General features: G+C 58.5%; 25 protein-coding genes. 12 read left to right on the top strand and 13 right to left on the bottom strand.

Features of this window, described 5'->3' with window-relative positions; all coding sequences use genetic code 11:
• Window positions 1-18 precede the first annotated feature (18 nt).
• A complete protein-coding gene (locus DXY16_RS02450) occupies window positions 19-1,581 on the bottom strand; it encodes a NarK family nitrate/nitrite MFS transporter (RefSeq protein WP_115119182.1) in 1,563 nt (520 codons plus the stop codon).
• 293 nt (window positions 1,582-1,874) lie between these two features.
• Here DXY16_RS02450 and DXY16_RS02445 point away from each other — a divergent pair, with 293 nt between their 5' ends.
• The 3 genes from DXY16_RS02445 to DXY16_RS02435 all read left to right on the top strand — a co-directional run bounded on the left by DXY16_RS02445 (window position 1,875) and on the right by DXY16_RS02435 (window position 4,113).
• On the top strand, window positions 1,875-2,462 hold the full coding sequence (locus DXY16_RS02445) for a molybdenum cofactor guanylyltransferase (RefSeq protein WP_115119410.1): 588 nt from the start codon (window positions 1,875-1,877) through the stop codon (window positions 2,460-2,462).
• Window positions 2,459-3,508: a GTP 3',8-cyclase MoaA gene (locus DXY16_RS02440; RefSeq protein ID WP_115119180.1), complete on the top strand. Its 1,050-nt coding sequence runs from the start codon at window positions 2,459-2,461 to the stop codon at window positions 3,506-3,508. Before DXY16_RS02445 ends, DXY16_RS02440 begins: the two co-directional genes overlap by 4 nt.
• A 113-nt stretch (window positions 3,509-3,621) precedes the next feature.
• Window positions 3,622-4,113, top strand: a complete 492-nt coding sequence (locus DXY16_RS02435; protein ID WP_115119179.1) for a redox protein — start codon at window positions 3,622-3,624, stop codon at window positions 4,111-4,113.
• Here DXY16_RS02435 and DXY16_RS02430 read toward each other — a convergent pair.
• The 8 genes from DXY16_RS02430 to DXY16_RS02395 all read right to left on the bottom strand — a co-directional run bounded on the left by DXY16_RS02430 (window position 4,101) and on the right by DXY16_RS02395 (window position 11,638).
• Window positions 4,101-4,997 (bottom strand): transglutaminase family protein, encoded by an 897-nt coding sequence (locus tag DXY16_RS02430; RefSeq protein WP_115119178.1) that lies wholly within the window; start codon window positions 4,995-4,997, stop codon window positions 4,101-4,103. The two genes, DXY16_RS02435 and DXY16_RS02430, sit on opposite strands and share 13 nt — an antisense overlap.
• Window positions 4,970-5,965 (bottom strand): alpha-E domain-containing protein, encoded by a 996-nt coding sequence (locus tag DXY16_RS02425; protein WP_115119177.1) that lies wholly within the window; start codon window positions 5,963-5,965, stop codon window positions 4,970-4,972. The genes DXY16_RS02430 and DXY16_RS02425 overlap by 28 nt, the downstream gene beginning before the upstream one ends.
• Window positions 5,959-7,434: a circularly permuted type 2 ATP-grasp protein gene (locus DXY16_RS02420; protein WP_115119176.1), complete on the bottom strand. Its 1,476-nt coding sequence runs from the start codon at window positions 7,432-7,434 to the stop codon at window positions 5,959-5,961. The genes DXY16_RS02425 and DXY16_RS02420 overlap by 7 nt, the downstream gene beginning before the upstream one ends.
• A gap of 140 nt (window positions 7,435-7,574) precedes the next feature.
• A complete protein-coding gene (locus DXY16_RS02415) occupies window positions 7,575-8,330 on the bottom strand; it encodes a type 1 glutamine amidotransferase (protein WP_115119175.1) in 756 nt (251 codons plus the stop codon).
• Window positions 8,327-10,036 (bottom strand): urease subunit alpha, encoded by a 1,710-nt coding sequence (ureC, locus tag DXY16_RS02410; protein WP_115119174.1) that lies wholly within the window; start codon window positions 10,034-10,036, stop codon window positions 8,327-8,329. Before ureC ends, DXY16_RS02415 begins: the two co-directional genes overlap by 4 nt.
• Window positions 10,037-10,040: 4 nt before the next feature.
• Window positions 10,041-10,361 carry an urease subunit beta gene (locus DXY16_RS02405; RefSeq protein WP_115119173.1) on the bottom strand — a complete coding sequence of 107 codons (321 nt, stop codon included), beginning with the start codon at window positions 10,359-10,361 and terminating at the stop codon, window positions 10,041-10,043.
• A gap of 11 nt (window positions 10,362-10,372) precedes the next feature.
• On the bottom strand, window positions 10,373-10,675 hold the full coding sequence (locus DXY16_RS02400) for an urease subunit gamma (protein ID WP_115019134.1): 303 nt from the start codon (window positions 10,673-10,675) through the stop codon (window positions 10,373-10,375).
• An 18-nt stretch (window positions 10,676-10,693) separates the two neighbouring features.
• Window positions 10,694-11,638 (bottom strand): urease accessory protein UreD, encoded by a 945-nt coding sequence (locus DXY16_RS02395; RefSeq protein WP_115119172.1) that lies wholly within the window; start codon window positions 11,636-11,638, stop codon window positions 10,694-10,696.
• A gap of 103 nt (window positions 11,639-11,741) precedes the next feature.
• On the opposite strand from DXY16_RS02395, the gene ureE reads away from it, so the two are divergent.
• The 8 genes from ureE to urtE all read left to right on the top strand — a co-directional run bounded on the left by ureE (window position 11,742) and on the right by urtE (window position 18,947).
• Complete coding sequence (ureE, locus tag DXY16_RS02390; RefSeq protein WP_115119171.1) at window positions 11,742-12,251, top strand: urease accessory protein UreE; 510 nt, start codon at window positions 11,742-11,744, stop codon at window positions 12,249-12,251.
• The gene (locus DXY16_RS02385) at window positions 12,248-12,919 is read left to right on the top strand and encodes an urease accessory protein UreF (protein ID WP_115119170.1); all 672 of its coding nucleotides are present in this window, start codon (window positions 12,248-12,250) and stop codon (window positions 12,917-12,919) included. Before ureE ends, DXY16_RS02385 begins: the two co-directional genes overlap by 4 nt.
• Window positions 12,919-13,530, top strand: a complete 612-nt coding sequence (gene ureG, locus DXY16_RS02380; protein WP_115119169.1) for an urease accessory protein UreG — start codon at window positions 12,919-12,921, stop codon at window positions 13,528-13,530. The genes DXY16_RS02385 and ureG overlap by 1 nt, the downstream gene beginning before the upstream one ends.
• Window positions 13,531-13,644: 114 nt before the next feature.
• A complete protein-coding gene (gene urtA, locus DXY16_RS02375) occupies window positions 13,645-14,952 on the top strand; it encodes an urea ABC transporter substrate-binding protein (RefSeq protein ID WP_115019144.1) in 1,308 nt (435 codons plus the stop codon).
• 100 nt (window positions 14,953-15,052) lie between these two features.
• Window positions 15,053-16,207 carry a branched-chain amino acid ABC transporter permease gene (locus DXY16_RS02370; RefSeq protein ID WP_115119168.1) on the top strand — a complete coding sequence of 385 codons (1,155 nt, stop codon included), beginning with the start codon at window positions 15,053-15,055 and terminating at the stop codon, window positions 16,205-16,207.
• 3 nt (window positions 16,208-16,210) lie between these two features.
• Window positions 16,211-17,488 carry an urea ABC transporter permease subunit UrtC gene (urtC, locus tag DXY16_RS02365; protein WP_244281496.1) on the top strand — a complete coding sequence of 426 codons (1,278 nt, stop codon included), beginning with the start codon at window positions 16,211-16,213 and terminating at the stop codon, window positions 17,486-17,488.
• Complete coding sequence (gene urtD, locus DXY16_RS02360) at window positions 17,485-18,240, top strand: urea ABC transporter ATP-binding protein UrtD (RefSeq protein WP_115119167.1); 756 nt, start codon at window positions 17,485-17,487, stop codon at window positions 18,238-18,240. Before urtC ends, urtD begins: the two co-directional genes overlap by 4 nt.
• Complete coding sequence (gene urtE / locus DXY16_RS02355) at window positions 18,237-18,947, top strand: urea ABC transporter ATP-binding subunit UrtE (protein WP_115119166.1); 711 nt, start codon at window positions 18,237-18,239, stop codon at window positions 18,945-18,947. The genes urtD and urtE overlap by 4 nt, the downstream gene beginning before the upstream one ends.
• A 315-nt stretch (window positions 18,948-19,262) precedes the next feature.
• Here urtE and DXY16_RS02350 read toward each other — a convergent pair whose 3' ends face one another.
• The 3 genes from DXY16_RS02350 to queC all read right to left on the bottom strand — a co-directional run bounded on the left by DXY16_RS02350 (window position 19,263) and on the right by queC (window position 22,149).
• Entirely contained in the window at window positions 19,263-20,087 is an 825-nt protein-coding gene (locus tag DXY16_RS02350; protein ID WP_115119165.1) for an aminotransferase class IV, read from the bottom strand.
• Window positions 20,084-21,376 (bottom strand): anthranilate synthase component I family protein, encoded by a 1,293-nt coding sequence (locus DXY16_RS02345; protein WP_244281514.1) that lies wholly within the window; start codon window positions 21,374-21,376, stop codon window positions 20,084-20,086. Before DXY16_RS02345 ends, DXY16_RS02350 begins: the two co-directional genes overlap by 4 nt.
• Before the next feature lie 95 nt (window positions 21,377-21,471).
• Window positions 21,472-22,149 carry a 7-cyano-7-deazaguanine synthase QueC gene (gene queC / locus DXY16_RS02340; RefSeq protein ID WP_115119408.1) on the bottom strand — a complete coding sequence of 226 codons (678 nt, stop codon included), beginning with the start codon at window positions 22,147-22,149 and terminating at the stop codon, window positions 21,472-21,474.
• 102 nt (window positions 22,150-22,251) lie between these two features.
• Here queC and DXY16_RS02335 point away from each other — a divergent pair, with 102 nt between their 5' ends.
• Window positions 22,252-22,743, top strand: coding sequence for an ecotin family protein (locus DXY16_RS02335; protein ID WP_244281513.1), 492 nt, complete (start codon window positions 22,252-22,254; stop codon window positions 22,741-22,743).
• Between the two features lie 45 nt (window positions 22,744-22,788).
• On the opposite strand, the gene DXY16_RS02330 is transcribed toward DXY16_RS02335, so the two are convergent.
• Entirely contained in the window at window positions 22,789-26,178 is a 3,390-nt protein-coding gene (locus DXY16_RS02330; protein WP_115119162.1) for a S8 family serine peptidase, read from the bottom strand.
• Window positions 26,179-26,190 lie beyond the last annotated feature (12 nt).

Below are 26,190 nucleotides of genomic sequence, written 5' to 3'. Positions count from 1 at the left end.
GTTGTGGGGTTTGAGGGGTCAGCGACCAGCCAGCACAGGAATCGCTTCTTCTCCTTCATGCAGTTCTGCGAAAGACCCTTTCGGTTCCTTCAGGAAGAAGAAGCAGAAGAAGGCCACAATCAGCCCAGCAATGCCAAGGATCATGAAAAAGGCACTGTTCGAGTTGGCGATCACCTCCGGTGAGGGATCTGAACCACCACCCATCCACATCGGCAGCAGGCTGAAGATGGTGAGATAGGTCACAGCACCGACATTTCCGTAGGCACCCACCAGCCCGGCAACCTGACCGGTGACGCGACGCTTCACCAGAGGGACTAGGGCAAAGGTTGCACCTTCTCCGGATTGCACAAAGAAGGACGCAAGCATCGTGATCACCACGGCCACGGTGATGCCGCTGGCCCCTGAGAAGGTGCCGGGTTTGATCATGCTCATCACCAGGTAGCCAAAGCCCAGGCCGGCGGTGAGGAAGCCCATGGTGTTCTTGCGGCTGCCGACTTTGTCGGAAATCAAACCACCTGCAGGGCGGGCAATCAGGTTCACGAATGCAAAGCAGGAGGCAAGAATGCCGGCCGTCGCTTTTGGCAGATCAAACGTGGTTTCAAAGAAGGTGGGCAGCATCGACACCACAGCGAGCTCGGAACCGAAGTTGACGATGTAGGTGAGTTCCAGAATGGCCACCTGACGGAACTCGTAGCGGTCTTCCTTGGGGTAGACCTTGTTGCCCAGGATCAGTTCACGGTTGGTGCGGATGATGCCCCAGGTTTGGAAGGCAAACCAGAGGGCAACAGCGCCGAGGGCCAGTGGATAGGTGGCGGCAGTGAGGAAGCCCACTTTCTGCAGGCGCCAGCAGAGCACGCACAGAATCGCAGCAAAGGGGACATTCATGCCCAGCAGGCCCCAGAAATCACGCATAGAGGTCACTTCCAATCCAGCGGTTTTCTCTGGCTTTTGATAGGCCTTGCCTGGAGGTGTATCGGTGACGTTGAAGAAATAGAAGACGCCGTAAAGGGCAGAGATAATGCCTGTGAGGGCGATCGCAGCGCGCCAGTTCAGCACTGCACCTGTTGGTAGTTCGAAGCCACCGGAGAACGAGAGAACGCCAGCTAGAAACACCATGGTGAGTGCCGAGAAGGCCGAGCCGAAGTTGCCCCAGCCGCCGTAGATGCCTTCAGCTAGGCCGATTTCTTTGGGCGGGAACCACTCAGCCACCATGCGGATGCCGATCACGAAGCCGGCGCCGACAATGGAGAGCAGCAGACGGGCTACGACCAGCTGGTTGAAGTTCTGAGCGGAGGCAAACAGCAGGCAGGGAAAGGCCGAGAAGACCAGGATCGAGGAATAGGTAATCCGGGGTCCGAATTTGTCGAGCAGCATGCCGATCAGCACCCGAGCTGGGATGGTGAGGGCCACGTTGCAGATCGCCACCGTGCGGATCTGGCCGAGTTCGAGGCCGAGATCTGCTCGTACTGTGGTGGCTAGAGGGGCCAGATTGAACCAGACGACGAACGTCAGGAAAAAGGCAATCCAAGTGAGATGAAGTGTTCGATATCTCCCTTGGAACGACCAAAGATCGCCAAGCATGAAAGTGAAATTTTGGTGCCCTCGAGCGTCAGAAGAGAAGTGCTGAGGATGGAATTAGACGGCGCTGAACAAAAGGACCGTTCGCAAATTGATTAAACGCCACTCGCTACCCTTCCAATGGTTGCAGCGGCTACTAAACAAGTGAAAACGGTTCTCGCTAAACATTATTTACGCTAATCAATGCAATGAGTTCTTGCGATTGATCTTTCAAAGGTGATCATTGCTACATGTTTGCCGTGATGTTTTGGCACGATTGCCCGTTGGCTTCAGTGGTCGTTTGGTCACCTGTTGTGATGAGATCTGATGGCCTCACAGCCTGCGTTTTCAGTGGCGGTGCCAGTGAACGGATGGGTCGCGATAAGGCATTGCTTTCCCATCCCAGCGGTGGCCTCTGGTTGCCCACCCTTGTTGATCATCTGCGGGCATTGCAGTTGCCGGTTTTGGTGGTGAGCCGACATCAGTCCCACCAAGCGCTGCTGCATGGACGGCCTCAGGTGCAAGTGATGCTGGAATCGCCCCCCTGGCAGGGGCCTTTGCGTGCGTTGGAGCGGGTCTTGGCTGTTGACTCTGGTTATCCATTGTTGGTGGCGCCGGTGGATATGCCGTTACTCACTCCAGCGGTGCTGCAGCAGTTAATCGATGACTGGCAGACCGATCCCCAGCGTGTGGCCGTAGCGGATGATGGCGAACGCTTGCAACCCTTACTGGGCATCTATCCCTCCGGTGCACCGTTTCAGCCGCTGCTTCGGCAGCAGTTGCAGCAAGACGATCGACGTTGGTTGCGCTGGCTGGATCGGATTCCCCATCAGACGGTTCGTCTGCCTGCTGCTGCTCTTCGCAATGTGAATGCTCCTGCTGATCTGGCAGCGTTAGAGGCATGACCGTGGCTCCTGTAATCGATCAGCTGGATCGCCCCCTAGGGGTGTTGCGCCTCTCGCTGACCGCTCGCTGCAATCTGGCCTGTCCCTACTGTTGCCCGGATGCGAAGGAGCCGGAAGGTCTGTTGAATCTCGAGGCCCAGTTGGCGGTGATCCGCGCAGCCTGCCGGCTCGGTGCCCACACGTTGCGGCTCACTGGTGGCGAGCCTTTACTCAGTGATCGGCTTTGGCCATTGCTGGAGCAACTTGCCGCGGGTCGTACCGATCCCTCTGATCCCTTGCACCAGTTGCGTCAGCTCACTTTGACCAGTAACGGTATTCTGCTCACGCCGCAGCGGGCCCTTCAGCTCAAGGCCCTTGGGTTGGACCGCGTCACGATCAGTTTGGATGGAGCTGATGCCATCAGCGTGGCGCGTATGACGGGTTTGCCTGGGGAGGCGCGCACGGGTGAGCGTTTGCTGGCTCAGGTGCTGAGAGCTCTCAAGGCTGCTCGGGCGGCTGGCTTCGATCCGCGTCTTGGCCAATTGAAGTTGAACAGTGTGATCCAGAACGGTGTCAATCAGGACCAGCTCATTCCTTTGGCGGCACTGGCCCGCGAGCAGCAGCTGGAGCTGCGCCTGATCGAATATATGGATGTGGGCAATCGCAACGGCTGGACCGAGCAGCAGGTTGTGCCGGCTGCGGAGATGATTGCCCGTTTGCACCGTCACTGGCCGCTCGAGCCTGTGGGTCGTGCTCATCACGCCACTGCAAATCGTTGGCGTTATCGAGATGGTGGTGGGGTTGTGGGGGTGATTGCCTCCATCACCGAGCCGTTTTGTGGTGATTGCAACCGGCTGCGGGTCACCGCCGATGGTCTGGCCTTCACCTGTCTGTTCGCGAATGAGGGGCTTGACCTACGCCGCTGGTTGATGCCCCGTCCCGATCACGCCGGCCTGATGGCAGTGCTGACCGCCGCCTGGCATGGACGGGAGGATCGTTTCAGTGAGCTGCGGGCCCAGCTGGGTTCACCGTCGCCCCATGCGGAGATGGCCTACCTGGGGGGCTGATCTGAGTGCGGTTGAGCCGCAAGCCGTGGTGAAAGGGGTGTTGGTTGCCACCACGTTGATCGGGCGGTTTCGATACAACCAAGCAAGAGAGCTGCCTTGACTGGATTCACACCATGTTCGAGCTGCTGGCCTATGAACGGTTTCGCGACACGCCATCGGTGCGTTTCTTCGACGTGACGGTGGAGACGTCGAATGCCCGTGATCTGGTGATTCATTCAGGACCGGCCGTTAGTCCTCCGGACGACCCGGAGACAGGGGCCTGGCAGTTTTATCTCCATCCCCATCAGGAGGACAATCTGCTGGCGGCTAGCGGCGGACGCACGTTCTATTTGGTGAACCTCGCCTGGGATGTTCCCTTCCACATCGTTCGTTTAAACAGTGGTGGCGACATCCTGCGCATCCCACCCGGCACGTTCCATCGTTCGATTTCTGATGCCGAGGGATCGGTGGTGCTCAATCAGGCCGTGCGTGAACAAGGTGTGTCCTTGCTGCGGGAATTTCGGGTGTATAACAGTGCTCGCATTCCGGCGTTGATGGCAGCAACTGTGGCGTCGGCCCCGAAGCCTTTGCTGCATGGTGTGCGACCCGTGCTTCAGGCCGCCTGAATCAGCGCATTCGCTGCTTTGGCAGGGATTGGCTCCTCCTGGACGCTGATGCTCCAGCTCAGCTCACTTTCGGTCTGGGGCGGACCACTGAACGTGCCGCTGACCGCTGCGGTGAGAGCCGCTTTGGATGAGGTGGCCAGGACGACGTATCGCTCATTCACTTCACTGCCGGCACTGGGGTCAAAACCACGCCAGCCGGCGCCTGGCACATACACCTCCGCCCAGGCGTGTAGGTCGTAGTGCTCTGGGGCCGGATCCAGCAGCTGATAGCCGCTCACAAACCGTGCCGGAAGGCCCACCACCCTGCAGCAGGTCACCATCAGCATCGCTAGATCCCGGCATGAACCAATTCGTTCCCGCAGTGTGCGGCCTGCTGGCCAGGCCGGGCCCAGATGGCGCTGGGTGTATTTCACTCGATCTTGGATCAGCCCGATCAGTTGCATCAGGAATGCAAGGGTCTGTTGATTGCTGCCCATCAGCGCCTCCTGGGTGAGATCGATCGCCGCAGGTTCGTGTTGGCCATTGGGTAGCCACCCCTCCAGAGCGCCGAGCAGATCCTGATTGAGTTGGCCTCGGGGGTAGGGAAGGGATGGCTCCAGGCCGTTGAAGCAGATCTCGAGGGGTGGGGCTGGTCGTGTTTCGACACAGCTGCGCGCTTCGAAGCAGAGTCGGTCGGTGCTGCCGAAAAAGTTGAGTCTGAGGATTTCGTCACCGCTGGCGGCCAAGAGTTCCCTTTGCTGGCTTGGTTCCGGAAGCACCATGAGCTGGTGCTCGAGTAGGCGTTGAAATCCCTGGCCCCGAGGTTTCAGACAGAGGCGGTGTTCCCCCAGCGTCACCGGGTCCGCGTATTGATACGTCAGGCGGTGAAAGATGTGAGCACGCATTCGGGATTGGCGACGTTGGGGCGTAGGTCAGTCGTGGTGAAGTAACGCGCTTGGATCAGCGTGTGGAGGCGGTTGAGGTCTTGCTGTAGTTGGTCGATGGCCTCGTGCAGACCAGCGTTGATCAAGGCATCGATGCGTACGTAACTCCAGCGGGCGAGCAGTTGACCGCTCAAACAGTCGAGATCATCTGGAGGCCCCTGCACAGGTTGCTGTTGAATTTGTTCCAATGTGGCGTTGATGCCTTGTAGGCAGAAGCGCACCGAGCGGGGAAAAATCGGATCGAGCAGAAGGAAGCTGGCTACGGAGATCGGATTGATCGCCTGCTGCATCTTCTGGCGGTACATCTGATAGGCACCGGCGGTGCGCAGCAGAGTGATCCACTGCAGTTCGTCTAGGACGCCTCCCACCGCCTCCGGTGATGGCAGGAGCAGGAAGTACTTCACATCGAGGATGCGAGAGGTTTTGTCGGCGCGCTCGATCAAACGCCCCAGCTGACTGAACAGCCAACTCAGATCGCGGCTGAGGCTGGCTTCGGTGATGCCGTAGAAGATCTGGCATCCTCGACGGATAGTGCCCAGCTGCTCTTGCAGCGGCTCCTGCCAGATCGGTTCACCAACCTGCAAGCTCCAGTGCAGATCATTGATCTGTTCCCACATCTCGGTCGTGATGACATCACGAATCTGGCGCGCGTTCTCGCGGGCGCTGGAAATACAGCGCACGATGCTGTTGGGGTTGTCCAGGTCGTAGAGCAGAAAGCGGATCACCTCTCTGGGGCTGCCAGCTGGATAGGCCAGATCAAATCGGTGACGATCGCCGCTGGCTTCGACCAGGGGCAACCAGGGTTCGGCACTGCCGGGAGGGCAATCGAGGGCCATGGCCCCACTGACTTCTAAAAAGCGGGAGATGTTCTCTGCTCTCTCTAGATAGCGATGGATCCAGTAGAGGGAATCGGCGACGCGGCTCAACACGGCACAGCCTCCTGATGGTGACCGGCACTGACGTGATGCTCATCCACGATCCAGGTGTCCTTGCAGCCGCCGCCCTGGGAAGAATTCACCACCAAGGAGCCCCGCTTGAGCGCCACGCGCGTTAATCCTCCCGGGCTGACCCAGTTGCTCTTGCCGCGCAGGACGTAAGGGCGAAGATCAACGTGGCATGGATACAGCTCGCCGTCGCTTAGGGAGGGCACGGTGGAGAGTTGCAGTGTCGGTTGGGCGATGAAGTTGCGCGGATTGGCGCGGATCTTGGCGTCGAAGCAGGCGAGTTCCGAGCGACTGGCTTGAGCGCCGATCAGCATTCCATAGCCTCCGGCTTCGGCCACGGATTTCACCACCAGGTGTTCGAGGTGGTCGAGAACGTATTGGCGGTCTGACTCGCGAGAGCACAGGTAGGTGGGAACGTTCTCGATGATCGGCTCTTCGCCGAGGTAGTAATGGATCATCGCCGGTACATGGGCGTAGATCAGTTTGTCGTCGGCTACGCCTGTGCCTGGTGCATTGGCGATGGCCACCTTGCCTTGACGCAGCACCTCAATCAGCCCCGGGATCCCCAGGATTGAGTCGCTGCGGAACACAGTCGGGTCTAGGAAATCATCGTCAATGCGGCGGTAGATGACGTCAACCGCTCGAAGCCCATTGGTGCTTCGCATCCAGACCCGGCTGTCTTCGCAGACCAAATCGCGCCCCTCAACGAGGGGAATGCCCATTTGCTGTGCAAGGTAGCTGTGCTCGAAGTAGGCGCTGTTGTACACGCCAGGAGTGAGCAGCACCACTTGAGGTGCATCATTCCAGGGAGCGATGTCTTGAAGGGTGCGCAGCAGGTGAGAGGGATAGTCGTCGATCGGTTGCACCGTTCTTCCCTCAAACAGGCTTGGGAACAAGCGCTTCATCACGCGCCTGTTTTCCAAGAAGTAGGCCACCCCGGACGGACAGCGCAGGTTGTCCTCCAGGACTCGCCAGGTGCCTTCACCATCGCGGATCAGGTCTAAACCGGAGACATGGCACCAGCGATTCAGGGGCAGGGTGATGCCTTGGATGTCTGGCCGCCAGCCGGCGGAGCTCTCCACATCGGAACGGGGAATTACTCCGTCCTTCAGAATCTGTTGGGGGCCATAGACGTCGGCGAGAAAGCAGTCGATCGCCTCAAGACGCTGGATCAGCCCCTGTTCGAGACGTTGCCACTCGCTGCTGCCAATTAGGCGTGGAAGCGGATCGAAGGGCAGGATCCGTTCGCCGCTATGGATGCCACTTTCATTGAGGCGAAAGGTGGCCCCTAAGCGCCGAAGTAGATGACTGGCGGCGGCATGGTTTCGGTTGAGTTCGGCAATGCCCATCTGCCCCAGAGAGGACAGCAGAGGCTCGAGAGATGAGCGAGGAGCCTCATCACGCCGGCAGAAGTATTCGTCATATCCAGACGTTGGTCTGTATTCCGTGAACATCACCGCTGCTCGCGCTCATTGGAATTGAACGCCAACAGCTAGGTCCCGACAGGTGGCTGTTGTTACGCATCCGGGGCTCAATGTCGTTGATTACACAGAAGCACCATCGGTTTTGTCATTCTCATTACCTTCTCGACTGCTCAGTCTTGATTCATGGCTGCCCATTGATCAAGCACGTTGCTGAACAGGCGTCGTCCCTGATGTTCAAGTCTTGGGCCGAACTGGCTCCATTGGCGTTGTAGTTCGTCCAGCCCCTGTTCGCCTCGGGCGCTCACCACATAATCCTTGTCTTCGTTGAGCCAACGGTGGATGGTCTTGCCGCTCAGCTCCAGGTGACACTGCAGCCCGATTGCATGACGGTCGATGCGGAACACCTGTTCGAGACAGTGCAGTGATGAGCCGAGCAAGGTGGCCTCGTGCGGTAGCCGGATGCGATCTCCATGCCAGTGCAGCACGATCTCACTTGCATCCAGACCCTGCAGCATTGGCTCCTGGTCGGCAGTGGTCCACCAGTGAATGGCACCCAATCCCACTTCTTTGAGAGGGGTTGGCGGTTGGCCAACCTGCAGTGGCTCGACGCTGCCCCCGGCTGCGGTCGCCAGCAGCTGGGCTCCCAGGCAGATGCCGAGCACGGGACGTTTGCTCGCATGCCAGGTCTTGAGCCAGTCCAGCTCCCTCTGCAGCCATGCCATCCCAGGCTGATGTTGCTCGTTCACCCCCATGGGTCCACCGAGCACGAGCGCCACGGTGTTTGCACTGTCGGCGGGGTTCGGGAATGGATCGCCACGGTCTGGTCGCAGCGTTGTGATCGACATCCCCCGCTCCCTAGCCAGCTCGGCAATCACGCCCGGCCCTTCACGGTCCACGTGTTGGACCACCAGCAGGGTGGTGCTCAAAGCAGTAGGTAGCGCTGGGCCAGGGGCAACACCTCGGCGGGTTCGCAGGTGAGTAGCTCGCCGTCGGCGAAGACTTCATAGGTCTGAGGATCCACGCTCACTTTTGGGAGTGCGGCATTGAGCTTTAGGGATTTTTTACCAACGTTGCGGGTGTCTTGAACAGCCATGCAGGTGCGATCCAGCCCCAGTTGGCGCTGAATGTCGGCGTCCATCGCGGCTTTGCTCACGAAGGTGAGGCAACTGGCAGCGAGGGCTTTGCCGAAGGCACCGAACATCGGCCGGCCATGCACCGGTCCGGGGGTCGGAATCGAGGCGTTGGCATCGCCCATCTGGGCCCAGACGATTGAGCCGCCCTTGAGCACGAGCTCCGGGCGGATGCCAAAGAAGCCCGGCTTCCACAGCACCAGATCAGCCAATTTGCCGGTTTCCACCGAGCCCACTTCGCTGCTGATGCCATGGGCCAGAGCCGGGTTGATCGTCACTTTGGCGATGTACCGCTTCAGGCGATGGTTGTCGTTGCGGTTTGAGTCTTCCGGCAGGGCACCCCGCTGCAGCTTCATCTTGTGGGCGGTCTGGAAGGTGCGTGTGATCACCTCACCGACGCGGCCCATGGCTTGCGAGTCGCTGGCGATGATCGAGAAGGCACCGAGGTCATGCAGGATGTCTTCGGCGGCGATCGTCTCGCGACGGATGCGTGATTCGGCGAAGGCCACGTCTTCCGGGATCTTTGGATCCAGGTGGTGGCACACCATCAGCATGTCGAGGTGTTCCTCGAGTGTGTTGCGGGTGTAAGGGCGCGTCGGGTTGGTGCTGCTGGGCAGCACGTTCGCCTCCCCGCAGATCTTGATGATGTCTGGAGCATGACCACCACCGGCACCTTCGGTGTGGAAGGTGTGGATCGTGCGACCTTTGATCGCGGCGATCGTGTCCTCAACAAATCCGGCTTCATTGAGAGTGTCGGTGTGAATGCAGACCTGCACGTCCATCTGGTCTGCCACGGATAGACAGGCATCGATCGCCGCCGGGGTGGTGCCCCAGTCTTCGTGCAGTTTCAGTCCACAGGCGCCGGCGCGCACTTGCTCCTCGAGGGCTTCCGGCGTGCTGGCGTTGCCTTTGCCGAAGAAGCCCAGATTCACCGGCAGGCCTTCGGCGGCTTGCAGCATCCGGGCGATGTGAAACGCACCGGGAGTGCAGGTGGTGGCATTCGTGCCGGTGGCCGGTCCGGTGCCGCCACCCATCAAGGTGGTCACGCCGCTGGCCAGGGCCGTTTCGATCTGCTGAGGGCAGATGAAGTGGATGTGGGTGTCGATGCCTCCAGCGGTAAGGATGTGGCCTTCACCGGCGATCGCCTCGGTGCCGGGTCCAACCACGATCGTCACTCCTTCCTGGGTGTCGGGGTTGCCGGCCTTGCCGATGCCAACGATGCGACCATCTTTGAGGCCCACGTCGGCTTTGACGATCCCCCACCAGTCGAGGATCAGAGCGTTGGTGATCACGGTGTCGACGGCACCGCCAGCCCGTGAGGTTTGGGCCTGGCCCATGCCGTCGCGGATCACTTTGCCGCCGCCGAATTTCACCTCATCGCCATAAACGGTGTAATCCTTCTCAACCTCGAGAATCAGCTCGGTGTCGGCGAGGCGGACGCGATCGCCGCGGGTGGGGCCATAGGTCTCGGCGTAGGCCTGGCGGGAAATGCGATAAGGCATGGATTCAGGCGTCGAGGGGTCCGTTGATGCGGCCGTTGAAGCCGATCACCTGTCGGGCGCCGGCGTAGGGGATCAGATTCACGTCACGGTTGTCGCCGGGTTCGAAGCGGATCGCCGTGCCCGCAGGGATGTCGAGTCGTTGTCCGCGGGAGGCCTCCCGGTCGAATTGCAGGGCTGCATTGGCTTCGAAGAAATGGAAGTGGGAGCCCACCTGGACGGGACGGTCGCCGCTGTTAGCGACGTTGATGGTGGTGACGGGACGTCCGGCATTGAGTTCGAGTTCTCCGGGTTCGGGAAGCAGCTCGCCGGGAATCAGGGATGGCATGGAGAAAGGCCTCAACGGATCGGGTCGTGAAGGGTGACAAGCTTGGTGCCATCTGGAAACACCGCTTCGATCTGCACCTCATTCACCAGCTCAGGCACCCCTTCCATCACCTGATCGCGTGCCAGCCAGGTGGTGCCTTCCTGCATGAGGTCTGCCACCGTTTTGCCGTCACGGGCCCCTTCCAGAATCAAAAAACTGAGCCAGGCCACCGCCTCGGGGTGATTGAGCTTGAGGCCGCGATTGAGCCGTCGTTCCGCCAGCAAGGCCGCGGTTACGACCAGCAGTTTGTCTTTTTCCTGGGGACTGAGATGCATAGGGGGCCTCGGTCTTCTTCAGTGTGTCGCTGTTGTGGCCGATAACGGGTTCGTTGTGAACTCTTGTCGCTCCAATGGCTGCTCTTGCAACGGCCAGACCCGTGGAATTCTTGGCTGGGCCAATCCCCGCAGGGCCCGGGTGCGGGCCCAGATGCGGCTGAACCAAAAACGTGCGTCTCGACTGGAGGGGCCGGCGTAGCGGGCTACCAAGCCCTGCTCAAGTTGGCCGCAGCGCATGGTGCCAGTGAGGCCGGCACGATCGTTGCGGGCGTGATCGAGGAGAGAGGTCATCACCTCTGGAGCCAGGGTTATCGGTGCCGCCCAAACCAGTGATCCGAACACGGGTTGGCCCTGGAGACCGTGTTGATCGGTGAGGCTGCTGTTGCCGAGTTCCAGGCGATCCACCAATTCCCAGCGGCTGGACTGCAGTGTTTCGCCATCGCGTCGTTGAATGGCGAGGGCTGAGCGCCATCGTCCTTGTTGCAGCACTTCATTGGCGGCGGTGCGACCTAGTCGCACGATTTCGGCGCTCAGAAAGGAGGCGTTGTTGGGCAAAATCACGCTGAGCCGTTGTTCGAACAACGCATCGGCATAGAGCACGAGCTCCTGCGGAAGCCATTCCAAATCGCTTCCTCTGGCCAGCTGGCATTGCACGGTTTGCAGCGCCCACGCCCCTTCGGGATGGAGGCTGCTGCGGCCCACGGTTCCATACACCTTTTGCGCCGCCACACTGGTGATCAGGGCGCGACTGTCCCTTTTGAGGTTGAGATCGAGACTGAGCTGGTCACCGCCGACGAGGCCCCCGGCGGTATGCAGCAGCGGTAGCTCGCAGCGGCCATTGTCACCTTGCTCTGCACGCAGCAGCTTGAAGGGAGCTGTGCAGCCTCCCTGGTGAAGGGTGCGATTCTTGGCGTAGTCGAAGTGCAGCTGGCAGTGGCCATGCCAGGGCTCGGGGCGTTGCATTGACTCACGCTCGGCGCAGCAGGCATCTTCACTGTGTAGCAATGCATGTCAAACAACGGTTCGATGGTTGGGAACGCTGGGGTCATCAGGGAGGACGGAATCGGTGGCTGACGTGGTGATCGTGCTGGAACATCGACAGGCCGCTGCGGCCCCATCCGCCGCAGCAAAGGCTGAGCTGTTGCAGCTCCCGCTCAGTGCCCATCAGCGCACAGTGATGCGGGGCAGGAGGCGCACCAGTTGTGGCCTGGATGTGCTGTTGCAATTGCCCCGGGAGGGCTCGCTTCAGCCTGGTGAACGGTTGGTCGATGGGACGCGGACGCGGCAGGTGGTGGTGGTGGCGGCAGAGGAGGAGTTGCTACGGGTTCAGGCTGCTTCGCCCCTGGCGTTATTGCAGGCGGCTTATCACTTGGGCAATCGGCATGTGTCCCTTGAGCTGCATGAGCATGAGCTGTTTCTGTTAGATGACGCCGTGCTCGCGACGATGTTGGCCGGGTTGGGGCTCACGCTGAGCCGTTGTCGTCGTCCCTTTCTGCCGGAAGGCGGTGCCTACGCTGGCCACAGCCATCGACATGGCCACGAGCATGTCGACTCCGAGATGAATTCTTCGGTATGAGTGCATTGGCCCTGCTGCAGTTGGTCAGTCCTGCCTTGCCGGTGGGTGCCTTCAGCTACTCCGAGGGATTGGAGGTGTTGATTCAGGCGGGTTTGCTCACGGATGAGGCGTCGCTCGAGGATTGGCTCACAGCCGAACTGGAACGGGGTGCCCTGCGCTTGGAGGCTGCGGCTCTCTCGTTGCTCAGGGCAGACCTGCAGCTCTGGACTCGTCTTGGTGATGAGGCCGCTTTGAACCGTGTGCTCGATCTGGATGGATGGCTGCTGTCGACCCGGGAAGCGGTTGAGATGCGCGCGCAGCAGCGGCAGATGGGGGGATCTCTGCTTCAGCTGATGGCGGATATGGACCATGATCTGCCGCATCCTGCCAAGCTCGCTTGGCCAGGGGCCTGGGCTTGGGCAGCATTAGTGCTTGCCGTGTCCGAGACGGAGATGGTGGAGGGCTATCTCTACGGTTGGACCGCCAATCAGCTCAGTGCGGCAGTGCGTTTGGTGCCGTTGGGGCCCACCCGGGCTCAGGTGCTGCAGCAGCGTCTGTTGCCCAGGATCGCTGAGCAGGCGCGGTTGCTTCAGGAGCAGGATCCGCGCCAGCTCTGGTCTGGCGGAGTTGGCGCATCTTTGGCTCAGCTGGCCCATGCTGAGTTGTATTCGCGTTTGTTCCGAAGCTGATGGGCAGCAAGCTGCGTGTGGGAGTGGCAGGGCCAGTGGGCTCCGGAAAAACAGCCCTGGTGGAAGCGTTATGCCGACAACTGCGGGATCAGTTGCAGCTCGCCGTGGTGACGAACGACATCTACACCCAGGAAGATGCCCAGTTCCTCACTCGCGCAGGTGCCCTTGCCCCAGAACGAATCCGCGGGGTGGAAACCGGTGGCTGCCCCCATACGGCGATTCGGGAGGACTGCTCGATCAACCGGGCGGCGGTGGCAGAGCTGGAGGCGCAGTTTCCCGATCTGGATCTGGTGATGGTGGAGAGCGGCGGCGACAACTTGGCCGCAAGTTTCAGTCCGGAGCTGGTGGACCTGTGCATCTATGTGATTGATGTCGCGGCTGGCGACAAGATTCCGCGCAAGGGAGGTCCTGGCATCACCCGTTCCGATCTTCTGGTGATCAACAAAATTGATCTGGCACCGTTGGTGGGTGCAGACCTCGCGGTGATGGAACGCGACACCTTGCGGATGCGGGGGGAAAGGCCTTGGTGCTTCACCAATCTGCACAGCCGCGAAGGCCTGGAATTTGTGGTGGCCTTTCTGCAGCAGCAGTTACCAAAGTTACCAAGTTAAGGAGAGATTAAAAAAACGTTATACGATTTGGTTCCTGTTGATACAAAAACGATTGCTCAGGGGTCCTACTCAACCGGTGTCGCCGCGAGGCGCGCATCCTGTGTTGAGGATTTCATGAGCTCTTCTCTCTCCAAGCGTCTGTTTGCCGGTCTGGCTGCGGCGTCATTGGGCCTGGCCGTTACTGCCTGTGGTGGTGGTAGTGATGAGGCCACTAACGCCACTTGTGATGACGACGGCAATTGCACCGTCACCGTCGGCATCCTCCATTCTCTGACCGGCACGATGGCCATCTCGGAGAAGACGCTGGTGGACACCGAGAAGATGGCCATTGCAGAGATCAATGCCGCTGGTGGTGTTGAGGTCGATGGCAAGAACTACACGATTGAAACCATCGTTGAAGACGGTGCATCCACTTGGCCCACCTTTGCTGAGAAGTCGAAAAAGCTGATCGACCAGGACAAGGTGCCCGTCGTCTTTGGTGGCTGGACCTCCGCCAGCCGCAAAGAGATGCTGCCGGTTTACGAATCGAAGAACGCCTTCCTCTTCTACCCGATTCAGTACGAAGGCCAGGAGTGTTCCAACAACATCTTCTACACCGGTGCCACCCCGAACCAGCAGTCGGAGCCGGCGACCAAGTTCATGTATGAGAAGTCACCCGCTGCCGGTAAGGACTTCTTCCTGGTGGGCTCTGACTATGTCTTCCCCCGTACCTCCAACACCATTACCAAGGCTCAGGTTGAGCAGCTTGGCGGCAAGGTTGTTGGTGAGGATTACCTGCCCCTGGGTAACACCGAGGTGGCACCAATCATCGCCAAGATCAAGAAGGCGTTGCCTGATGGTGGTGTAATTATCAACACCCTGAATGGTGACCAGAACGTTGCCTTCTTCAAGCAGATCCAGGACGCCGGCATCACGCCTGCCAATGGCTACTACGTGATGAGCTATTCGATCGCTGAAGAAGAAATCAGCACCATCGGTTCCGAGTTCCTTGAGGGCCACTACGGCGCTTGGAACTACATGATGTCGATCGACACCCCGGCTTCTAAGAAGTTCGCTGCCGACTTCAAGGCCACCTATGGCGCTGATCGGATGGTCGCTGACCCTCAGGAATCGGCTTACAACATGGTCTACCTGTGGAAAGCCGCCGTCGAAAAGGCCAACAGCTTTGAAGACGACAAGGTGCGTGAAGCTCTGATTGGCATCGAGTTTGATGCTCCTCAAGGTCCTGTGAAGGTGATGCCGAACCATCACCTCTCCCAGACCGTGCGGATCGGTCAGATCACCAAGGACGGTCAGTTCGCCATCCTCGAGGAGACCGATGGCCCCGTGTCACCGCAAGCCTGGAACCAGATCCACCCTGATTCCACCGGTTATGCCTGTGATTGGACCGATTCCTCCAAGGGCGGTAAGTACAAGCTCTGATTCGGCTTCATCTCTGTTTGATTGCTGAATTGTTTGTGGAGGAGTCCCTTTAGGGACTCCTCTTTTTGTCGTTCCACTGACTGCTTCAGTCCCGACTTCCGTGCAACTGCTTTTTGAAAGCCTGTTCAACGGTGTCGCCATCGGCTCGGTCTTGCTGATGGCTGCACTTGGACTGGCGATCGTGTTTGGCCTGATGGGTGTGATCAACCTCGCCCATGGCGAGCTCATCATGCTCGGTGCCTACACCACCTATGTGGTGCAGCTGATCTTCAAGCTGCCTGCGCTGCAACCCCTTTACAACTGCTATGTGCTCGTCGCCATTCCGCTGGCCTTTGTCGTCAGTGGTGTGGTCGGCATCCTTTTGGAACGCACCGTGATCCGTCGCCTTTATGGCAGTCCGCTGGAGACGCTGCTGGCGACCTGGGGCGTCAGTTTGATCTTGCAGCAGTTCGTGCGCAGCGTGCCGATGGCCTATGCCGCCGGTCTGATCCTGGCGCTTGTGTCTGGATTTGGTTTGCCCCTTTTGCTTCCTTCCGGCTGGTTCGCGGGAGCGCGTGCGCGGTTGATCCGATTGGGCTCCTGGGCCTTCTCCGCCTTTTTGGGTGTCTGCCTTGCTGGAGGTTTGGCCTCACAGATCGACCGGATTGCCCGTGCAGATGCTCGCAATGTTGATGTCACGGCACCGCAGTGGATGCGAGGTGGTCTGGAGATGGCCGACATGACCTTCCCAGTTCCCCGGCTGGTGATCATCGTGATGACGGTGATGGCGGTCGTTGGAGTCAGTTGGTTTTTGAATCGCAGTGTCTGGGGCATGCGCATCCGTGCCGTCACCCAGAACAGATCGATGAGCGATTGCCTCGGCATCCCAACCGAAACAGTTGATGTGCTCACATTCGGCATTGGCTCCGGTCTGGCCGGTGTGGCCGGTGTGGCGGTCTCGTTGCTCGGTTCTGTGGGCCCGAACGTCGGTGGTTCCTACATCGTCGGCTGCTTCATGGTTGTGGTTCTTGGCGGTGTGGGCAATTTGTATGGCACCGTTCTGGCGTCCTTTGCCATTGGTGTTCTCACGGACCTGATTGGTGCAGGTCGGCTGCTGTCTGTTTGGCCTGATATGCCGGCACCCTTGGCGAGTGCGGTCGAGTTCTTTGCCACGACGAGCATGGCTCAGGTGATGGTCTTTGCCCTGATCGTCGTCTTTCTGCAGTTCCGTCCCGCGGGTCTCTTCCCACAGAAGGGCCGCATGGTGGAGGCCTGAGCAATGTTCCAATCCTTACAACAACGACGCTGGCTTCTGGTCTGCCTCTGGGTGCTGATCGTTGCCGCAATCGTTGCTGCGCCAGCGATTCTTCCGGTGTTCAGGCTCAACCTTCTGGGTCGTTTTCTTTCCCTGGCGATCGTGGCCCTCGGAATCGATCTGATCTGGGGATTTACTGGTCTGCTCAGCCTCGGACAGGGCATCTTTTTCGCCCTTGGCGGCTATGCCGCGGCGATGTACCTGCAGCTCAGTAATGCCGGTGATCTGCCCAACGGCATCCCTGAGTTTTTTGGTCTTTATGGCGTCAAAGAGCTGCCGTTCTTTTGGCATCCCTTCGCGTCGCCTTGGTTCACTCTTGTGGCGATCTGGCTGATCCCCGGGGTTCTGGCTGGCGTCCTGGGTGGACTCGTGTTCCGCAATCGGATCAAAGGGGTCTACTTTTCGATCCTGACCCAGGCCGCATTGCTGGTTTTTTACAACTTCTTCAATGGGCAGCAGAAGCTGATTAACGGCACCAACGGTCTGCAGACCCCTGCGACCAAATTGTTTGGTCAGTACGTCGGCTCCGACTTGATGCAGCGTTGGTTCTTTTGGGTCACCGCTGTAGTGGTGATCCTGATCTGGGCGCTGTTGCGTTGGGTGGTGCGCGGTCGTTTCGGCGATGTCTTGATCGCGATCCGCGACGATGAGCCGCGACTGCGTTTCGCCGGCTACAACCCCACGTTGTTCAAGACGCTTGTGTTTGGACTGGCTGGGGCACTGGCCGGGATCGGCGGTGCCCTCTACACCGTTCAATCGGGAAGTGCTTCGCCCCAGTTCATGGAAGTACCCATGTCGATTGACATGGTCATTTGGGTTGCGGTTGGCGGTCGTGGAACCCTGGTCGGGGCGATTCTCGGAGCTGTGGTGATCAACTTCGCCAAGAGTCTCGTGAGTGAGGCACTGCCGGAGAGCTGGCTGTTCATTCAGGGTGGTTTGTTCATCCTTGTGGTGACGGCGCTGCCTGAAGGCGTGATTGGTTGGTTCCGCGGCGAAGGCCCTGGCAACTGGCTCAACCGTCTGGGTTATTGCCTCAACATTCTGGGGAACTGGTTGATCCGTTGGGGCAATGCGTTGATCCGTCAAAGCACTGCGTTTCCATGGCTCAACTCTCTAGGAATCAACACTCTGGGGAACTGGCTGATCGGTTGGGGTCATGCGCTCAACAGTGTTGGGATCGTGCGCCGCATTGGTACCTATCCCCGTCTCGAACTTGAAGGTCAGGTGGAGGTGCAGCCATGAGGTCAGCCCTGTTGGAATTGCGTCAGATCACCGTCAGCTTTGACGGCTTTTTGGCGCTTCGAGATCTCAACCTCAGCTTGCAGCCCGGTGAACTCCGTGCAGTGATCGGGCCGAACGGAGCCGGTAAGACCACGTTTCTTGACGTGATTACTGGCAAGACCGCGCCAACGGACGGCGACGTGGTGTTCAAAGGACGCTCACTGTTGGGACGTCCGGAGCACCGCATCGCCCGTCTGGGCATTGGTCGCAAGTTCCAGAGCCCAAGGGTGTTCGAGAAGCTGAGTGTGCAGGAGAATCTGGCCCTGGCGGTGAGTCGTCCGAAGCAGCCCTGGTCGCTGCTGTTCCAACGTCTCACAGCAGGGCAGCGGGATCAGGTGCATCACCTCATGAGCATCGTCAATTTGCAGAACCGGGCCGATTGGGCTGCGGGTTCCTTGTCCCATGGCCAGAAGCAGTGGTTGGAGATCGCGATGCTGGTCGGTCAGGATCCTGATCTGTTGCTGGTGGATGAACCGGTGGCGGGTCTCACCGATGAGGAAACGGATCTCACTGCCGATCTGCTCAAGTCGTTGGCCGGTGATCACACCGTGCTGGTGATTGAGCACGACATGGAGTTCATCCGTCGGCTTGAGAGTCCGGTGACGGTGCTGCACCAGGGCCATGTGCTCTGCGAGGGAACGATGGATCAGGTGCAGGCTGATCCACGTGTGATTGAGGTTTATCTCGGCACGTCCGAGGAGGAGAACGGATGACGACGCTTCTAGAGATCCGTGGCTTGAACACCTACTACGGCGAAAGCCACATCCTCCGGGATGTGGACCTCACTGTGAAAGCGGGTGAAATGGTCTGCCTGATCGGGCGCAACGGTGTGGGTAAAACCACATTGCTGAAGTCATTAATCGGTTTGCTGCGGCCCCGCCGTGGCGAGCTTGTCTTCAACGGCGCTGGGCTGGATCGGCAACCACCCCATTCCCGGGCACGGGCGGGAATTGGCTATGTACCCCAGGGTCGCGAGATCATCCCGCAGCTCACGGTCGAGGAGAACCTGAAGCTGGGGATGGAAGCTTTGCCTGGGGGATTGGCTCGCCATCGCCGCATCGATCCCTTCGTGTATGAACTCTTCCCGATCCTGCAAGAGTTTTTGCCTCGCAAGGGTGGGGATCTCAGCGGTGGTCAGCAGCAGCAGCTAGCCATCGCTCGGGCACTCCTGGGTCGACCAAAATTGCTGCTTCTTGATGAGCCCACGGAAGGCATTCAGCCCAACATCGTGCAGGACATTGAGGCGGCGGTGCGACGGATCATTTCTGAGACCGGGATTGGTGTGCTGCTCGTGGAGCAGCATCTCCATTTCGTGCGTCAGGCCGACCGCTATTACGCGATGCAGCGGGGGGGCATTGTCGCCAGCGGACCTACCAGTGAGTTGAGCCAGGCTGTGGTGGATCAGTTCCTGACCGTTTAAGGCTGGGCTGCTTCGCTGTAGCTTCCGCTTCCTCTTGAGTTCCCCTCCAGGTAGGTCAGAGCCTGGGGGACACCATCGCTAGGGCTGTGTGGATGGCACTTGGCAGGAGCAAGAGTGACAAACCTGCTAAGACCAACAGCTCCATCTGGCCCGAGCCGATCGTGCCTGTGACCACGGCCCGGTGAGGCTGTAGAGCCCGAGATCTCTGCGGAGTTCTAGTTCTATCGCTGCGGCGGTTTGCCTTGCCGAAAGACTGGCAAGGGTCGTCTGAATGGACCGCTGCACTAAAAACGTCGTCTGGGTCTTTCTTGCTCGTCAGCAATCGGAGTGGAGCTGCGCTTTCCAGAGCGCTGCAGCATTGACGTTGGTGTTGAGGGGCTGATCGTCCACTGCACTCACCACGCGGCAGTCGAGGCTGTTGATCAGCAGCCAGCAGTCATTCGCTTCCGGATGCGGGTCCAGGCGTTGTTCGTGGGCAAGGCCGTTCTTCAGCAGCTCTTCGCGCATCACGCCCGGCAGGCAGCCGCTGCTTAGGGGCGGTGTCAGCCACTGGCCTTGGCGTTGAACCAGCAGGTTGGCAGTGCTGGCGCAGCAGAGCTCGCCGGTGGTGCTGAGTAGTAAGCCTTCATCGGCCCCTGCGCGGATCGCTTCGCGGCGGGCCTGGATGGCCTGGCCGTAGGCGAAGGTTTTGCAATGGCTCAGGCGACTGTTGGCGTTACGCCGTTCATGGCGACTGATCCAGGTGCGCACGGTGTTGAAGGTTGGTGTATGTGGGCTGAGGCTGAACCAGAAGTGGTGCTCGCTGGGATCTGGCTCGCCAGGTGGTAGTTGGATTCCTCGTGCTCCGGCACCATCGAGGCTCCAGTTCAGACGCAGCGCGCCATCGCTGCAGCTGCGTTGAACCGCTTCTGCAATGAGAGGTCGAAGCACTTCCAGGGTTGGCGGTAGGGCCATCCCCAGGACTGTTGCTCCATCGCACCAGCGCCGGTGGTGCGCTTGGAGAAGTTGGGGCTGTCCGTTGCGTACCAATACGGTTTCAAAAACGCCATCGCCCAGCTGTAGGCCACGGTCGCTGAGAGGAAGGCTCAGTTCCGTGGGCTGCCCCCAGCGGTCATTGATCCAGGCGATGGTTTCGGTCATCCCAGAGCCTCCAGCAACGGCAGCAGTTTCCAGTCGAGCTCGTCAGCTTCCGCTTCAGGGTCAGAGTCAGCGACGATGCCGCAGCCGGCGTGCACCCGCAGCTGGTCGTCTTTGCGAAGGACGGTGCGGATGAGGATGTTGCTGTCGAAGCGGCCGTCCCAGTCGATTCGTAGCAAGGATCCGCAGTAGGGCCCTCGGCCACTGCGTTCCAGCTCGGCGATGCGTTGGCAGGCACGCAGTTTGGGTGCACCACTGATCGAGCCTCCGGGCCAGCTCGCCTCCAGCAGATCCACCCAGGTTTTGCCCTGGCGCAGTTGCCCGGTCACCACCGAGGTGAGGTGATGCACACGGGCATAGCTCTCCAGGCCGACCAGCTGGGGCACTTGCACCGAACCAGGGATGCAAACACGGCCCAGGTCGTTGCGGAGCAGGTCCACGATCATCACGTTCTCGGCTCGGTCTTTGCTGCTGCAGATCAGTTCAGCGGCATTGGCGGTATCTTTCTCCGGATTGCTATCGCGGGGGCGCGTGCCTTTGATCGGCCGGGTTTCCACCTGCCCATTAGGTAGCACCTCGAGGAAGCGTTCGGGCGAGGTGGAGAGCAAGGTTTCGCCGTTGGCGTCGCCGTCAGCCACCACGAGGCCGGCGAAGGGAGCGGGGCAGCGGGAGCGCAGTCTCTGGAAGAGATCCAGATTGGTAATTTCGGCAGTGATCGGACTGCAGGCGCAGGCTGTGAGGTTCGCTTGGAAGAGATCACCACTCGCAATTAGCTCGCGGATTCGCTCGACTCCTTTGGCGTAGTCGTTGCGGCTCGTCTCTCGCGTCCAACGGGTATTGAGTGGGGTTTGGCTTCCTTGGGCATCGGCGTTCGCTGCTGCTGTTGTGATCGTCTCACTTGTCGTCGACATGGTGACGACCAGCGCGTTCCACCATTGCTGCATCGCCTTGAGGCGTTGCGGGTTGACCCCCTCCAGCGAGACCTGTTGTTGCTGTAGATCAAAGCGCAGCACTGGGTCATGGCGTGCGATCCAGAGGCTGGCCATGGCATCGCCGCGCCAAGGCTTGGTGGCTTCGCTCCAGGCGGCGGCGTCGTAGCTGAGCCAACCGGTCCAGTGCCCCGGTGAGAGTTGGCGCAGCACATCAAAGGGATTGGAAGAGCTGTTTTCACCGGGTAGTCCCCGGCAGCAGTGCTGCTCCACCGGATCGGCACCAAGGGTGACCCAGCGGCCGCGGGAGCTGCCGTCGCCATCGAGCCAGATGAAGCCTGCTTCTCCCCACTGAGCTGTCATGGCATTGGCCACCTGGTTCGGCTCCAGCCACGGCAACGTTTGACGCGTCGCCGGTGCACCGGATTGCGACTCAGCACCTTGAGAGGCGGGATACGTCAACGGCCTGCACTGCAGAGATCGGGGCGGCCTGCAGCACGCAGGGCTTGATCGCGGATCCGGCAGCTGTCGCATACGCCGCAGGGTTGCTCGCCACCGCTGTAGCAACTCCAAGTCTGTTCAATCGGCACGTTGAGACGGAGGGCCTCCTCCACGATCCGCTGTTTGCTCCAGGTGACCAGAGGGGCCCATAGTTGAGGGCCATGGCCTTCGCGGCCCACCTTGCTGCTCAGATTGGCGAGAGTCTGAAAGGCAGCCAGGTAGTCGGGCCGGCAGTCGGGATAGCCGGAATAGTCAACGGCGTTGACACCCAGAACGATGCGATCGGCGCCGCGTGCTTCCGCCAGGCTGAGGCCGATGCTGATAAACACCGTGTTGCGACCCGGGACATAGGTGCTTGGGATCACCCCTTCCTCCACGCCTTCGGTGGGGATGGTTTGTTGTGCGTCGGTGAGGGAGGAGCCTCCCCAGCTGGCGAGGTTCACCTCAATGATGTGGTGCTCCGCTAGGCCGAGGGTGGTGACTAAGGCTGCTGCTGCCTTCAGTTCGCGTCGATGGCGTTGTCCGTAATCAAAGGAGAGGCCAATCACTCGATGGCCGGCTTCACCGGCGAGGGCCGCGGCGGTGGCGGAATCAAGGCCACCGGAGAGCAGGGCAATCACGGTTGAATCGGTCATGCTTGGCATTCTGTTGCCGCATGGGTCATGGCCAAGGGTCTGTTCAACCTGTTTTCGGCTGTTGGTGGATTGAGGTCTGGTCGATGGTCTGCAGTGCTGACGATGCTCTGTCTGGGTGCAGCAGGACCGGCGACTGCTATTCCCAGACTTGATTTGAGTGGTTACCCCGCACCTGCAGCAGGGCTTCAGCGCTGGGTGATCCAACCCTCTGGTCTTTTACCTCAGAGTTCGGATCCGTTGATTTCAGCTCACCCGATCGATTGGCGGGTGCAATTGATCATCGGCAAAGAGGTGGAGGTGGGCTGTAACAACACCTGGTTGTCTGGGCAGGCTTTGACGATGAAGCGTCTGCCCCAGGCTGCGGGTAAAGCGCTATTTGTTTTGAATGGACCTCTGGTGGTGATGAGTACCCGAAAGTTGTGTTCACCCGAGACTCCCCGCAAGCGCAGTTTCCTTACTCTGGGTAAGCAGCCTTATTTAGTGCCATTTAACGCTTCGTGGCCGATTGTGGTCGATATTCCACATGGTGCACAGCTGCGCTGGAGGGTGTGGAAGGCACATGCAATACAGTTTCAAGGGATATTGCTAGACTAGAGAGCGTTAGCGATTAATCAAAGTTCTTGCAGATAATTTAGGTCCTCAGGTGAATTTGTTAATTGATGAAATTTTCCCATCTTGATTGAAGTCAATTCCGAAGTCGGATTCAGCTTTGAGGTAGTCGGCTGAGTTGTAGTTGATAAAGGAGGCACCAGTGAATTCCCAATTGGAATTGAGTTGCCATCGGGAGAGATCACCATCGCTATTTTGATTGATGACTTGATTAGTGCCGTTGATGGAGTCGGCAGCGGCTAGAGCCCATCCTTGCCAGGTGCTTGTGGTGACTTGCCTATTGCCGATGATGATGTCGTCGAGAGCACCTGAGGCGGCATTTTTAGCGTAGAGATTTCCAGAGGAGTCTTTAACGAGATGGATGGAGCCAGCCGATTCGATGGCAGTGGTGGCGATGGTACCTGTTAGACCATCTTGATTGAAGTCAATTCCGAAGTCGGATTCAGCTTTGAGGTAGTCGGCTGAGTTGTAGTTGATAAAGGAGGCACCAGTGAATTCCCAATTGGAATTGAGTTGCCATCGGGAGAGATCACCATCGCTATTTTGATTGATGACTTGATTAGTGCCGTTGATGGAGTCGGCAGCGGCTAGAGCCCATCCTTGCCAGGTGCTTGTGGTGACTTGCCTATTGCCGATGATGATGTCGTCGAGAGCACCTGAGGCGGCATTTTTAGCGTAGAGATTTCCAGAGGAGTCTTTAACGAGATGGATGGAGCCAGAAGATTCAATTGTAATTACAGAAACATCTGCAACTTCTTGGTAATTAAAAAAGTCTTTGTGTCGATTTTTTGTCGATGTGAGCCATCCGCTTTCCGATCCAAGTCCATGGAGGCCAGGATTGACCTTATAAGGGCGAATGTTGAACTGTGACTCAGAATCGTGATAGCTAATTATTTTTATGCCATCAGCGATAGAGCCTGTTCTTCTTTTGTAATAGTCTAATTTATAGAATCCATTTAGTCCTAACTCGTTGAGGTTGGAGGTGAATGAGTCTTTTGTGTCTGTCCCTGCATAGATTTTTAGATTCGTTCTTAAGTTTCCATCAGTGTGCTCGTCGTTAATAAAGCCAGTAAAGCTGTAATAGTCGCCATTTCCATAAAAATACTTACCACTAACCTCCCAATAGTAAGATGGTAAATCTGCTTCGTAGTAGTTGTTGATAAGATCATCAGCTTGTGTTTTGCGTGAAGTCAAATATGCACTCTCAGATCCTAATCCTTTTGTTCCAGCCGTGTTGGCGTATGGAATGATAGTGGCCTTGGTCTCTGAGTCGTAATAGTCTCCGATTGAAATAGAGTCATTAGTATTGCCGGTCTTGTTATTAGAAGAGGTGATCAGGTAATAGCCTTGATTGCCGGTTTCATTGTTGGCTTGGCCAAAAGCATCGTCATCGTTGTCGCCGGCATGAATTTTCTGTCCTGCTGAAAAGGCTCCGCCGCCATACTGGCTACTAATTGTGCCCGAGAAGAAGTAGTAATCGCCGTTTCCGTAAAAGTATTTGCCTGCTACTTCTGAATAGGTGGGTAAGGCAGTGTCCTTGATGTTGATATTGTCAATGGCCCACTGATCCCAGTTGCTATTTGAATGGGTTTTCTGACGCCAGCGCAGTTGGATGCTGTCAGTAGTCAAATTTGCTGCAAGGTTTGCGGTGTGGCTGCCCCAGCTACGTGTGCTATCGCTAATGGCGTAAGTTTTTAGTTCTTTCCAGCTGCTGCCATCACTGGAATACTCCAGCACGATCTCTTCTCCAGCATCGACTTCTTCCCCGCCGTTGTAATCAGTGCCATAAACCAGATCAAAACTGATCGTGGCACCTTGATCGAGATCAATAGCCTTCGTGGTTGCGGAACGGGTCCCTGTACCCGAGAAAAACAACGAATTAGTGCGCCCTGTGAAGTTGCTGTTGACTGAGCCAAGGCTGATTGACGACCAGAAGCTTTCGGTCTTGCCTCCGTTAAAATCGTCGTTTAACCCTCCCGAAGGAGGCTTGATAGGAGTCGGTGGTGGTGAAGGTGGATTAGATGGGGGCTGACCATTGGAGGCCAAGGCAAAAGGATCGCTCTGGCCTGCCCAATTGGCCTTGACCATGTCTCCTTCTTTGACTCCACCCATCAACAGCAAACCCGCTACATGGGGGGCTGCCATCGATGTTCCACTAAGATAGGAAAGGTTTCCACCGCGGTAATACGACAGCACGCTGACGCCAGGCGCTGCCACATCCACATCGTCCCCACCGCTGGCGTCATCCCAGTTGGACCATGACGACATCTGATATTGGTTGTCAACAGCTGAGACTGTGTACACATTGGCGTGGTCACCAGCGCTAGCAGGTGAATAACCATCTGCATCCGCACCACTATTTCCTGCGGCAATCGCGAATTTGATTCCCTGATTGGCAGCATTTTTGACGGCGGAATCAAGGCCCGAACTGAAGCCTCCGCCGAGGCTCATGTTGATGACTGTCTTGGTTTTGTCGAGGCCGTTATTATTAATGATGTCGACGGCATGATTGATCGCGCTAATGATCGTGGTGTAGCTGGCACCGCCACCGCTGCTATTGAACACCTTCAGTGAGATCACCTCAGCGCCCGGGGCGACGCCGACGACACCCGTGCCGTTGGCGAGTGCTGCAATCGTTCCGGCAACATGGGTGCCATGGCCGTTGCCATCGGTGAAAGCACTCTCACCACTAATCCAGCTTTTCGACCAACTGGTATTGATATTCAGATCGCCGGTGGTATTCAGCACACCGGAATCGATCACGAAGGCATAGGTGCCATTGCCGGCATTGCCTCTTTTGGAGATGTCTTGGCCACCCCAGACGGCCTTCACCCCATAGGGGAGGACTTCACCCGTGCTGGCCGTGCCGTTGCCATATACCGGCAAAGCGGAGATGGAGCTTGTTTGTTCTTGTCTTGCTTGCTCTTCGCTCTGCTCAACTTTGTTCTCGACCCAAAAACGCTCCAGGCTCAGTTCTAGTGGCCTGTTGGTGTCAAACGTTTCTCTAGAGGGCTTTTGGACTGCAGGCAAAGAATTCTGGAAGCCTCTTGGCTCAGCTGGACTCACCTCCACGGGTGGCATCAGCGGCATCGGACGGTCAGCTTCGACACTGCCGATGCCAGGGCTTTGGCGAAGTGTTTCGGCCTGGAGCGGCGTCAGCTGAATGCTGAAGCCATTGATGGCATCAAAGTGCTGCGTTGGCCTTGCTTCGATCCCTGCTGAGTTCAGTGCGGCTGCAGAGCGTTCGCTCAGGCTGCTGCTGTCAGCTTGATCAAAGAAAACGAAGTGCTCATGCGAAGAGCCACCCTTGTTCGTTGGGCTGATCAGGTCTCCAGGAGGCTTCAGCTGCGACTGATCAAGGACGTGCTGACTTTTCTGCCGATGCCAGCGCTGGCTGAGGAGATCAAACAGGTTGTCCATGGAAGCTGCCTG

The sequence above is a fragment of the Synechococcus sp. UW105 genome (assembly GCF_900473935.1).
Lineage (GTDB): Bacteria > Cyanobacteriota > Cyanobacteriia > PCC-6307 > Cyanobiaceae > Synechococcus_C.
This window is presented reverse-complemented; position numbering and strand designations above follow the sequence as displayed.